We start from the raw sequence: 11,740 nt of genomic DNA on the forward strand, positions 1-11,740 counted from the left end.
TGTTGACAATGAGTTATGTCATCGGGGTAGATTTAGGGACTAGTGCAGTAAAACTGTTGTTAGTAGACCAGACAGGAGAAGTAGTGAACGAAGTATCAAAAGAGTATCCGTTATATCAAGAGAAGACAGGTTACTCTGAACAAGACCCGGAGGACTGGACAGAAAAAACGATTGCCGGTTTAAAGGAATTAGTAGAACAATTAGATGGCGGGGCCAGTGACATTGAAGGGATTAGTTTTTCCGGTCAGATGCACGGTCTAGTATTATTAGATAAACAACATAAACCAATTCGCCGGGCTATTCTATGGAATGATACGAGAACAACTGCCCAATGTCAGGAAATCTATCAGAAAGTAGGCAAGGATCGCTTTGTCAATATTACAAAGAACCTCGCCTTAGAAGGATTTACTTTACCAAAAATACTCTGGGTGCGGGAGCATGAGCCTGATCTGTTCGAACAGGCAAGCAAGTTTGTGCTGCCAAAGGATTACCTCCGCTATCGTCTGACAGAAACGATAGCAATGGATTATTCTGATGCTGCAGGCACCAGTTTATTAAATGTGGCTGAGAAAAAGTGGAGTCAACAGATTTGTGATTTGTTAGATATAGATATAAATCTTTGTCCACCTTTAGTAGAGTCACATGCAAAGGTGGGTGTCATTACACCAGCTGTTGCTGAAGCAACTGGTCTTGATCCGGCAACACCAGTCTTTGCTGGTGGAGCTGATAACGCTTGTGGTGCGATAGGTGCTGGTATTTTATCCGAAGGCAAGACATTTGTCAGCATTGGCACTTCTGGGGTCGTTTTATCGTATGAAGCGACAGGTAATAAGGATTATAAGGGAAAGGTTCATTATTTTAACCATGCAGAAGAGGATACATACTATGCTATGGGTGTTACCCTTGCTGCCGGGAACAGTTTGAGCTGGTTCAGAAAAACCTTTGCTCCAGATCAAAGCTTTGAAGAACTGCTAAGTAATGTAGGAGATGTGCCAATTGGTGCTAACGGGCTTTTGTTTACTCTATATATTACTGGAGAACGATCTCCTCATGCTGATTCGCAAATTCGCGGCAGTTTTATTGGGATGGACAGTTCCCATACGTTATCTGATTTTGCCCGGGCGGTTTTAGAAGGAATAACCTTCTCGATTAATGATTCGATTGCTATTTTTCGCGAAAATGGTAAAAAGATTGATACGATTTATTCAATTGGAGGCGGGGCTAAGAATCCGACATGGCTCCAAATACAGGCAGATATTTTTAATGCAAGAATAATTCGCTTAAAGAGTGAGCAAGGGCCAGGTATGGGGGCAGCCATGTTAGCGGCCTACGGGGTAGGATGGTTTGATTCCTTGCAGGCTTGTGCCGAGGCCTTTCTAGTCGAGGCTGACTCCTATCAGCCAAGGGAAGAAAATGTAGAGGCATATCGCAGGTTGTTCCAGCTGTATCAAGAGATTTATCCACAAACTAAAGGGCTGAATAAGGAACTAATGGCCTTTCGTCAATAATAAGTAGGAGAGGGAAGGTAATCAATAGCATTACACTTCCCTTTTTTACACCTAACAAGATAGAACTGCAAAAGAAGGGTGGTTTTGTATCAAGAGTTGTGTGTAAAATAAATTTATCCTTGTTTTTTTATAGATATTTTGTGGAGAGTTTAGGCAAGGCATTTTTTCTTTAATGGTGGAAGGAGGTGGGTAATGAATAAGCTGCTGCGTTTTTTTGACCAATTAAATGTAAAAAACAAATTACTTGGAATTTATCTACTAGTCACCGTGATTCCAATTATTTTAGTGGGTGCATATTTGAACTTCAGTACCAGAAATATTGTATTAAACCATTCACTTAGTGAAGCAGATTCCAATGTTGACAAGCTGGAGTTACGCTTTCAAACCTCATTAAATCGCATTATTAACGTTTCTGATATGTTATTTATGAATCCTACGTTAAAAGAATTTCTAGAAAACGATTATGAAACGACTCTAGATATGTATAATGCCTATCAGAATTATCCGATCTTTGATGAATATTTGAATTATTACGATGAAATTGCAACGATTCAATTTTTTATGAATAAAGAGATGATCACTAATTCCCACTTTATTCAGGCTGATGATGTTGTACAAGAACAAGCTTGGTATAGAGAGGCAAGGGCAAAAAATGGTCAAATTGTCTGGGTGTATTTAGAAGAACATTGGACCAAGAGAAAAAGCGTTGCCTTAGCTCGAACTGTCTATGGGACAGATAACAGCAATTTAGGAGTATTAGTGATCCATCTTTCTCCACATATTCTTCGTTCTCTTGTAGAGGGGGAGTTATACCATTCCTTTATCACTTTAGACGAAGAGGTAATTATTTATGATTCAAATAAGGCCTATATTGGAGAACAAACGAATATCTTTGAAAATAATGATAGCCATAATAAAAATTATGTGATAGATACGACGTATGATCATAAACAGGTCAAAATCATTGTTCATGATTTGCTGCCAACGAAATCCCTATATAACTCCTTTCAGATTGGGACGGTTATTCCCGTAGAAGAAGTAACCAAGGAATCAAATGCGGCATATGCGAAGGGTTTTTTTATCACATTAGGGGCATTATCTGTTTCCTTGGTATTGATCCTGATTTTTACGAAGAGTTTTCACAGCAGGGTGAACCAACTAAGGCGTACGATGTATCAGGTGGCAAAAGGGGACTTTTCAATTACGGATAAAATGAAGGGGCACGATGAAATCAGCCAAGTATATGATGATCTCACGCAGACGGCAGCCAGTGTGGAGCAAATCATTGATGAAGTATATAATCAAAAACTAAAAGAAGAGAAATGGAAGCGTCAACAAAAGGAAATGGACTTTAAGATGCTTGCTAGTCAAATCAATCCGCACTTTCTATATAATACATTGGAAATGATTCGCATGAAATCACTGTCCAATGGTGACAGGGAAGTGGCCAAGATTGTGAAGATGCTCAGCAAGATGATGCGTTCAGCGTTAACGAGCACAGATAAGCTGCTGCCATTTAGCAATGAGGTCGATTTAATCCAAAATTATTTAGAAATCCAGAAATTAAGGTTTGGAGAAAAGATAGATTACCAACTGGAAGTAGAAGATTCGGTGTATTCCTATTATTTACTGCCGCTATTAATTCAGCCGCTTGTAGAAAATGCTATTATACACGGATTAGAGCCGAAAGAAGGCTCTGGGTTTGTCAAAATAAAGATAAGTGAAAAAGAAACATATATCTTGATTATTGTTAAAGATAATGGTGTTGGCATGCCATCAGCAAGGGTAAATGAGATAAAAGGGCGGATCGCGGATGAACAGCATACAAGTGAAAGCATAGGGCTGCATAACGTGCACCAGCGCTTGAGATTGTCATATGGAGGGCAATATGGCTTGGAGATTAATAGTTTAGAAGAATTAGGAACAAAAATGATATTAAAAGTGCCGAAACTAACAAAATAAGAGAAGCAGGAGGGATCAACCAACATGTTGAAGGTAATGTTTATCGATGATGAGCCATTGATTCGGGATGGGATGGCTTTGCTTATTGACTGGGAAGACTACGGTTATCAGGTTGTTGGTTCAGCTGATAATGGTAAAAATGGGTTAGAGAAGTTACGGTTACTACGGCCCGATCTAGTTTTTGTTGATATCAGAATGCCGGGATTGAGTGGAATTGAAATGATTAAGCAGGCCAAGGCGGAAGGGCTGCACAGCAAATATATTATTTTGTCGGGTTATTCTGATTTTGCATATGCCCAACAAGCCATTCGTTTGGGGATGGAATCTTATTTATTAAAACCAGTAGATGAAGAAGAATTAATCCCTTTGATTCAACAAGTGCGTCAGAAATGCCTAGATGAAACACAAGAGAAATATTATCTAAGCAATTATAAATTAATGCAAGAAAAACAGCAGTGGCAAAATTTATTAAATGGAACCATACAAGATGAAGCATGGATAGGACAGTTTTGCCAGCAACGTTTCCATCTAGTCAGTGTTATCCACCTGAGTGAATTGGGCAAGGCAGAGGTAGAGACTGCGTTTGATCATTATCCTGTCTTCGAAAGAGTGTGGCTGGATTCATGCCTCTATCTTATTTTGGAGGAATCAGCATATGATTCCTTTAACAAGCAATTCTTGGAGAGACAACGTCTTGTTTCTAGGAGACGGTTTCAATGTCAAGCAGTAGCAATTCCAATGACCATAAGAGAGCTGCCGCAAGCAGTAAGAAAATTGAATAAACTGCAAGAATTACATTTTAGTTATGATGGATGTGTAATTTTAACAGAGGAACAACTTATTTGTGAAGGAGCCGAATTATCAGAGGATTGGATTCGTTCCCTTTGTAATGCTTTAACCTTTGGTGAAGAACAGCAAATAGATGCTTTATTTATCCAGTTGAAACGGTATTACCAAACGAATCAGTTGGATAAACAGCATATTATTACCGAGACAATTGAGCGGATTAAGGATGTATACTTGATGTTGGCACATGAACATCAGACGATTTCCGTACTGTCTAATCAAGTGATGACCGATATGATCTGCCAGGCTGATACGTTAGAAATTTTGTTAGAAGCAATCAAGACACAGCTCAAACGAGACACGGCCAGTATCAATGCCTTTATTAGTTCTGGTGACAATATTGTACAGAAGATTATTGAATTTGTAGAACGTTATTATTATAAAGACCTCAATTTAAAAGCGGTAGCTGAATTATTTAACTATAATAATACCTATCTGGGAAAGAAATTTAAGAAGACGACAAATCAATATTTTCATCATTATCTGGATCAGGTTAGAATTGAAAAAGCCAAAACTTTTTTAGCGGAAGAGAATAGGAAGGTATATGAAGTGGCTGAGAAAGTGGGATATTCAAGTAACGATTATTTCTATAAAAAATTTAAGAAATACGTAGGGATCAGTCCCAAAGAGTATCAAAAATCAAAGCGTAAACAATATATTTGATTATAAGGGAGGAATCGTGATGTCAACTACAGTTACAGAAAGACCGCTGTATATTGCTATTCAATATATCTACTATGTTATGATTACTAACATTCTATTTATAGCAGCAAATATTCTCTTAGTAGCAGCATTTATCTTCGTGGAGATAAGGATAGAGAATATCTTATTGTTTTATGCAGCTCTCTTGCCAATGGGGCCTGCTTTAGCGGCATTGCATGCAACAATGGGAAAGGCGATCCGTGAACAAGATTTGAAACCGGTGAAAGACTTTTTTTCTTATTATCGTAAGAATTTTGCTGTTTCCAGTAAATATTGGCTGATACATCTCACAGCTGTTACGATTTTGATCATTGATATTCATTATGCCAATATTTATTTTTCCGCTTTATCGCCTATATTTTTATTTTTAATAGTGATTTTGTTGTTTATGATGCTATATGCATTTCCCATTTTGACTAGGTTTGAGGTGAAAATCAAGAATTTGCTGATGGTCTCAATTTATTCGATTTTTCGTTTTTATAAAACAACATTGCTTCATCTGTCTACCTTGTTATCACTAGGAATTATCTATTACTTTGCACCTGGGATTGTATGGTGGTTTTGTATGAGTGCGGCTGTCTTTTTTATTATGTTAAATATGAATAAGCCGCTTAAGGTGTTGGAAACACAAATGTCAGAAAATGTGAGGGAACAACATGAAAAAGTATAAATTTATAGTTATCATTATCGGAATTATGATTGCCGCTGTTTTGCTCATCGTTTTCCTAGATATGGACAAACAGGTGGAAACCAATGCCAAAGACAGACGGCTGTTAGAGCATTTTGATTCGATGGATACGATTCAAATTCATGCGGACACTAAGCTTTCTTTGCATAAAGAGGGGGAGAAATGGAATTTGGAAGGAGCTGAACAATCGCTTGATCAATCGGCGCTGGAGCGTTTTCTTACTGCCATGGAAACCATGCAAGGAGAACCAGTGGAAGTGAACAAAAATGATGTCTATTTAGATTTCCCGACGGTTGCTGTTACTTTTCATAATCAGGAAGGAGACAAACAGCAAATTACGATTGGTCAAATGCATCCGCAAGCAAACAAATACTATGTCGAACAAAAAAATCAAGAGCAAGTCTATCTGGTCGATCGCGAATTGATTGAAACGATTCCGCTGCAGCCCAAGCATTTGCTGGATTATCAGCTGCTAACTGTACAGGCGAAAGACGTAACGGAAATGACGATTGACAATGGTACAGAAGTAATCGAATTGAGCAGAGACTCACCTTTTTCTGAACAAGAGGCTCTCGCCCATATCAGTGGCTGGTATCTGCAACAGCCTTATTCTAATTACAGTATTGCCTTTTCGATGATGCAAGAGATGCTTCAGACGATTCAACATTTTGAAGCTGAACCTGTTTCTGATTTGCAGCAAGCGGCTGGTTTGGGAGATGCTGATTTTACGATTACCTTTAAGACACCAGATCAAGAGGAACAGCTTATTATAGGTGATCCTGCAGCAAACAATCGTTATTATGTACAGGTTGCAGGAAGAGATGATGTCTATACGGTGGAAGCTGCATTATTAGAGCCATTTAGTCATCAAGCCTATGATATGATTGATCCTTTTGTTTATATTGTTCCAATGGAAACACTGGAATCTTTAGAGATGGAAGTCGCTGATGGATCTATTACATTTGCGTTTAACCATCAACCAGAAGGAGATCAAGTACAGACAACCGTTTATTATCAAGGAAATAAGCTGGATACCGAAGCTTTTAGGGAGATATATAAACAGGTTATCGGCTTAACATTTGATGGGAAATATGAAGAGGAAGAATTAACAGACACTGATCAGGCCAGATTAAGCTTTCGTTTGCAAACTGAAGAAGCAGAGTCGCTTACGACAAATATAGAGTTTGTTTCGATATCGCCCACACATTATGCGATCAAGCGAGAGAACACACCGATCGATTTTGTGATTGAAAAACAAAAAGTAGAACAAGCATTCACCAGTTTGCAACATATCGCTGCAAATAAATAAGCAGAAAACTAAGCTCTCGAGCTTAGTTTTTTTATGCAAGATTTCTATTCTATGTCAAATCTAATACGTCTATCCAAGGCTTTTGTTGTCTTAAGTTGTCCGTTTTATTAGGATAGTAGCTGGTTTCCCTATGTGAAAGGATCGTCAACAAACACCTCTCGTTTTTACCTGTTTTTATGTCTTATTTGACAGGTTTTTATTGAAAGCGGTTTCCGATATAATGAAATTATCGTTGAGAAAGCTTGTTATAACGGCTTTTGATAGAGTAAGGAGAGGGTAGCCATGAGTCAAAAAAAACATGTTTCAGAAGCTAATATAAAGGTCGCCGGGGCTTCAACTTTGTTGAAACGGAAAAGAAAACCTCATTATGAGGACGGTTTCTTACAAAAACTGGGTAAACAAAAAGCACTATTGTTAATGTCCCTGCCATTTGTTGTTTGGCTGATTATTTTCAAATATATTCCCGTAGCAGGCTGGGTGATGGCCTTTCAAGATTATAAACCGCAATTCGGTATGTTTGATCAGGAATGGGTAGGGTGGAAGCATTTTAAGGAATTATTCAATGAGCCGACTTTTTACCGAGCATTGGAAAATACCTTGGGCATGGGGATACTCGGCTTAGTTTTCGGTACGCTATTTGCGATTGCATTTGCCCTTTTGCTAAATGAGTTACGGTTTTTAACATTAAAGAAATGGACACAGACGATTTCTTATTTACCTCACTTTGTATCTTGGGTCATTGTCGCTAACATTGTGATCACGATGTTGTCTCCTGAAGGAATTATTAATAATCTGCTGGTAGGTACTGGCATTCTGAACAATCCGATTAATTTCATGGCCAGACCGGATATGTTTTGGGGAATTGTTACAGCTGCCGATGTTTGGAAAGAAACAGGCTGGAATGCCATCATTTATCTGGCCGCTATGGCAGGTGTCGATCCACAGTTATATGAAGCAGCAAAAGTGGATGGGGCCAGCAGATGGCGGCAAATGTGGCATATTACTTTACCGAGTATCAGACCAGTTATTATTGTTCTTTTAATATTAAATATTGGTAATTTAATCAATATAGGTTTTGAAAAACAAATGCTGTTAGGGAATAATATCGTGGCAGAAAAAGCCCTTGTTATTGATCTATATGCACTGGAATATGGTATCGGGATGTTCCGTTATTCCTTTGGTACAGCAATTGGGATCTTTAAATCAGTTATCAGTATTATCTTGATCTTGATTTGTAATGGGTTTGCCAAACGGATGGGAGAAGGCAGAGTATTTTGATAAAAAGAGGTTGTTCAAAAAGTCCAACAAAAATGAGACAGCGAATTTCTGCGTTGACTTGCTTTTCCGCTACTCACGTATTAAAAGCATACGCTCCGTTCCTTGGAAAAGAAGATCGCTTTTCCGGCGTGCAAGACCGTCTCCTTGAAAAAGAAGGTCGCTTTTTCTGCGTGCAAGATCGGTTGCTCAAAGACTGCGCCGCCTTGAACTTCTTGGTCCTTTTTATCGAACTTTTTGAACACGCACTAAAAAGAGGTGTTTTCAGATGAAAAAAAGAAAATGGACTGGTTTTGATCTAATCCTTGTATTATTAATGGCTTTTATTGTTGTAATTACTTTATATCCTTTTCTAAACATATTAGCGATATCACTGAATAATGCAGTTGATACGGCGAGGGGCGGTATTCATATCTGGCCGCGTGATTTCACCTTTGCCAACTATCAAGAGATATTTGGCAGTAATGACTTATTGTTGCAGGCATTCTTTATGTCCATTTTAAGAACCGTTGTTGGTACTATTACCGGGATTATTGCCAGTACGATGCTCGCTTATGTATTAAGCAGGAGAGATTTTGTTTTAAATGGCTTTGTGGGTTTCTTGTTGGTACTAACCATGTTTATCAGTGGTGGCTTAATTCCAGAATATATGCTAATTCGGGAGTTAGGACTGATTAATGAATTTGGTGTTTATATCTGGCCCATGCTTATTTCGGCCTTTAACGTCATCATTATTCGTTCCTTTATGGATAATCTGCCAGCCGCTTTAGAGGAATCGGCAAAAATGGATGGGGCAAATGACTTTATTATCTTTTCCAGAATTATTATTCCGCTTTGTCTGCCGGTTATCGCAACGATTGCGTTATTCCTAGCGGTTATGCAATGGAATAGTTGGTTTGATACGTATCTTTATGCCCGAAATAATCAGGCATTGACTACCTTACAATTTGAATTGATGAAAATCCTTGATAATGCCAATATCTCTAGCGGGGATATTACGTCACAGAATGCCGATGTGATTGCTGGTCAAACAAACCCGCAGTCGATTAAAATGGCGATTACCATTATTGCAACTGTTCCGATCCTGCTTGTTTATCCATTTTTGCAAAAATACTTTGTAACAGGATTAACACTGGGAGCGGTCAAAAGCTAGTATCCATGCAAGATACTATATATGTCAATAAAATATGGAGGGGAAAACAGATGAAGAGAAAAATAACTAGCATGTCGTTATGGATGTTAGTCATGATGGCTGTTGTATTCTTAGCAGCCTGCAGTGACGATTCTAGTTCAGACCAATCATCTGATGGCAATTCAGATGAACCGATCACCTTGACACTCTTTAATGCGGATGGGGAAGAAAAGACCTTTGATGATCCAGTAGCACAGAAAATTACAGAAGAAACAGGTGTTAAACTGGAAATAGACTATCCAGTTGGCGGCAGTGATGAAGCGGTACCATTAATGATTGCCAGCGGTGATTATCCGGATTTAATCTTTGCCAAGGGAGATCTGGGCAAATTGATTGAAGCAGGAGGCGTGATCAAGCTAGACGATCTTATCGAGGAAAAAGGCGATAATATAAAGCAAATGTATGGCGACCAATTAGATCGTTTACGAAATTCGATTGATGATCCAAGCATCTATACTGTTGGGACATATGGTGTAGAGAATGCACATTGGGAAACAAGTGGTACATTTCAAATTCAACTTGATGTATTACGTGAACTAGGTTATCCAGAGATTAATACGCTTGAGGAATTTGAGGCGGCTATTACAGAATATGTCGAAATGCATCCAGAAATAGATGGACAAAAAACAATCCCATTATCATTATTGGGAAGTGATTGGCGCTGGTTAATTACTGTTGGTGATCCGGCTTCAGCAGCTTCAGGTATCCCAGGAGATGGACAATGGGCAATAGATGATGAAACAGGAGAAGCAACGTATAAATTTTTATTACCAGAATTAAAGGAATACTTCCGTTGGTTAAATGGTATGAACGATAAAGGATTATTAGATCCTGAGTCTTTTACCCATACGTATGATACGTATATTTCGAAATTATCGTCTGGTCGAGTTCTTTCTGTCGCAGATCAAGATTGGAATATATCGGATGCCGATGCTGCATTGGTATCAGATGGGAAGGAATGGCGTACTTATGCACCACTACCGGTCACCCTTGGTGAAGAATATGTTTCACAAGGATTAAAGGATTATGGCTACTCTGGAGGATGGGGGATAGCAATTTCCTCTACTAGTGAATATCAAGAAGAGGCATTCGAATTTTTAGATTGGATGGCCTCTGAAGAAGCACAAATCCTAGTGAACTGGGGTATTGAAGGTGAAAATTATGATGTAGTTGACGGTAAACGTGTATTAAAAGAAGAGGATAGGGAAAGAAAGAATTCAGATAATAATTATGGTAAGGAAACAGGTGTAGGCTATTATGTCTATCCATTCCCTCAATGGGGAAATGCAGCTCTGGATTCTAACGGTGAACCAATATCACCTGATACAGAGCAAGATATTATTGATAATTTTAATTCAGCAGAGAAGGAAGTCTTAGTAGAATATGATATGAATAATTGGATAGATTGGTTCCCTCCTACAGAAGAGTTAGGAGTTTCTAATCATGGGCAGGCTTTCAATTATCCAATTAGTTCCGGAAGCGATTTAGAAATCATTCAACAGAAGGCCGATGATTTAACCGAACAAAGAATTACTCAAGCAATTCTTGGCAGCCCAGATGATTTTGATGCTACTTGGGATGCGATGATAGATGAGCTGGAGGCAATGGATATTGAGAAAGCTAACCAAGAAATGACGCAAAAAACGTTGGAAATAATGGAGCTTTGGGGAACAAAATAAAGAGAAAACAGAGCCTGAAACCATGTAGGAGTGGTCTTAGGCTTCCTCTTTTTATCCCATAAGTTTCTTTTTTCTAAAAAAGGAAAGGCAAACAAACGCCCTGATAAATTTTCGTTAACAATAAAAAATATTGAATTCGCCAGAATAGGAGCAGATACAATGAAATTCACAAACGGAAACTGGCTAGTAAAAGAAGGCTATACAATTCATTTTCCGAAAACTGTACATGAAGTGAGGCAGGCAGATCAAAGTGTGGTGCTATATGCCCCATGTAACTGGATTAACCACCGCGGGGCCACATTAACAGGACCGCTGCTGACGATTCGAATCTCTTCCCCGCTAGAAGATGTCTTTCGCATCCAAGCCTGGCATTTCACCGGCGGGGTGGAACAAGGCCCTTATTTTCCGGTGTTGACCGAGGCGAAGGCATTAGACGTGGACGATCAAGACGATATGATCACCCTGCAAACCGGCGGGTTTACGCTGACCATCGATAAACAGGCATTCGGACTTACCTTCACACGGGAAGGGGAAGTTGTGACTAAGATGGATGGCAAAGGGATTGCTTGGATTGATGGA

General features: G+C 38.9%; 9 protein-coding genes and 1 pseudogene. All 10 read left to right on the forward strand.

Annotated features, from left to right (window positions below; translation table 11 throughout):
- Positions 1 to 8 precede the first annotated feature (8 nt).
- Positions 9 to 1,508, forward strand: coding sequence for a xylulokinase (xylB, locus tag JOD18_RS07185; protein WP_204668262.1), 1,500 nt, complete (start codon positions 9 to 11; stop codon positions 1,506 to 1,508).
- A 192-nt stretch (positions 1,509 to 1,700) separates the two neighbouring features.
- Entirely contained in the window at positions 1,701 to 3,470 is a 1,770-nt protein-coding gene (locus tag JOD18_RS07190) for a cache domain-containing sensor histidine kinase (protein ID WP_204668263.1), read from the forward strand.
- A 24-nt stretch (positions 3,471 to 3,494) separates the two neighbouring features.
- Entirely contained in the window at positions 3,495 to 4,979 is a 1,485-nt protein-coding gene (locus tag JOD18_RS07195; protein WP_204668264.1) for a response regulator transcription factor, read from the forward strand.
- Positions 4,980 to 4,998: 19 nt separating this feature from the next.
- Complete coding sequence (locus tag JOD18_RS07200) at positions 4,999 to 5,688, forward strand: DUF624 domain-containing protein (RefSeq protein WP_204668265.1); 690 nt, start codon at positions 4,999 to 5,001, stop codon at positions 5,686 to 5,688.
- Positions 5,675 to 7,015: a DUF4340 domain-containing protein gene (locus JOD18_RS07205; protein ID WP_204668266.1), complete on the forward strand. Its 1,341-nt coding sequence runs from the start codon at positions 5,675 to 5,677 to the stop codon at positions 7,013 to 7,015. The genes JOD18_RS07200 and JOD18_RS07205 overlap by 14 nt, the downstream gene beginning before the upstream one ends.
- A gap of 417 nt (positions 7,016 to 7,432) precedes the next feature.
- The gene (locus JOD18_RS07210; protein WP_239587983.1) at positions 7,433 to 8,293 is read left to right on the forward strand and encodes an ABC transporter permease; all 861 of its coding nucleotides are present in this window, start codon (positions 7,433 to 7,435) and stop codon (positions 8,291 to 8,293) included.
- On the forward strand, positions 8,290 to 8,562 hold the full coding sequence (locus tag JOD18_RS07215) for a hypothetical protein (protein WP_204668267.1): 273 nt from the start codon (positions 8,290 to 8,292) through the stop codon (positions 8,560 to 8,562). The genes JOD18_RS07210 and JOD18_RS07215 overlap by 4 nt, the downstream gene beginning before the upstream one ends.
- Positions 8,559 to 9,443, forward strand: a complete 885-nt coding sequence (locus tag JOD18_RS07220; protein WP_204668268.1) for a carbohydrate ABC transporter permease — start codon at positions 8,559 to 8,561, stop codon at positions 9,441 to 9,443. Before JOD18_RS07215 ends, JOD18_RS07220 begins: the two co-directional genes overlap by 4 nt.
- Positions 9,444 to 9,493: 50 nt before the next feature.
- Positions 9,494 to 11,161 (forward strand): ABC transporter substrate-binding protein, encoded by a 1,668-nt coding sequence (locus tag JOD18_RS07225; protein WP_204668269.1) that lies wholly within the window; start codon positions 9,494 to 9,496, stop codon positions 11,159 to 11,161.
- 159 nt (positions 11,162 to 11,320) lie between these two features.
- Positions 11,321 to 11,740: pseudogene (locus JOD18_RS07230) on the forward strand (alpha-xylosidase); the annotation flags it as partial.

The organism is Gracilibacillus alcaliphilus (assembly GCF_016909015.1).
Taxonomy (GTDB): domain Bacteria; phylum Bacillota; class Bacilli; order Bacillales; family Amphibacillaceae; genus Gracilibacillus; species Gracilibacillus alcaliphilus.

Bases quoted from the DNA above. Each gene is read 5' to 3' on its own strand.
- xylB (WP_204668262.1), top strand. From the start codon at position 9: ATGAGTTATGTCATCGGGGTAGATTTAGGGACTAGTGCAGTAAAACTG.
- JOD18_RS07190 (WP_204668263.1), top strand. From the start codon at position 1,701: ATGAATAAGCTGCTGCGTTTTTTTGACCAATTAAATGTAAAAAACAAA.
- JOD18_RS07195 (WP_204668264.1), top strand. From the start codon at position 3,495: ATGTTGAAGGTAATGTTTATCGATGATGAGCCATTGATTCGGGATGGG.
- JOD18_RS07200 (WP_204668265.1), top strand. From the start codon at position 4,999: ATGTCAACTACAGTTACAGAAAGACCGCTGTATATTGCTATTCAATAT.
- JOD18_RS07205 (WP_204668266.1), top strand. From the start codon at position 5,675: ATGAAAAAGTATAAATTTATAGTTATCATTATCGGAATTATGATTGCC.
- JOD18_RS07210 (WP_239587983.1), top strand. From the start codon at position 7,433: ATGTCCCTGCCATTTGTTGTTTGGCTGATTATTTTCAAATATATTCCC.
- JOD18_RS07220 (WP_204668268.1), top strand. From the start codon at position 8,559: ATGAAAAAAAGAAAATGGACTGGTTTTGATCTAATCCTTGTATTATTA.
- JOD18_RS07225 (WP_204668269.1), top strand. From the start codon at position 9,494: ATGAAGAGAAAAATAACTAGCATGTCGTTATGGATGTTAGTCATGATG.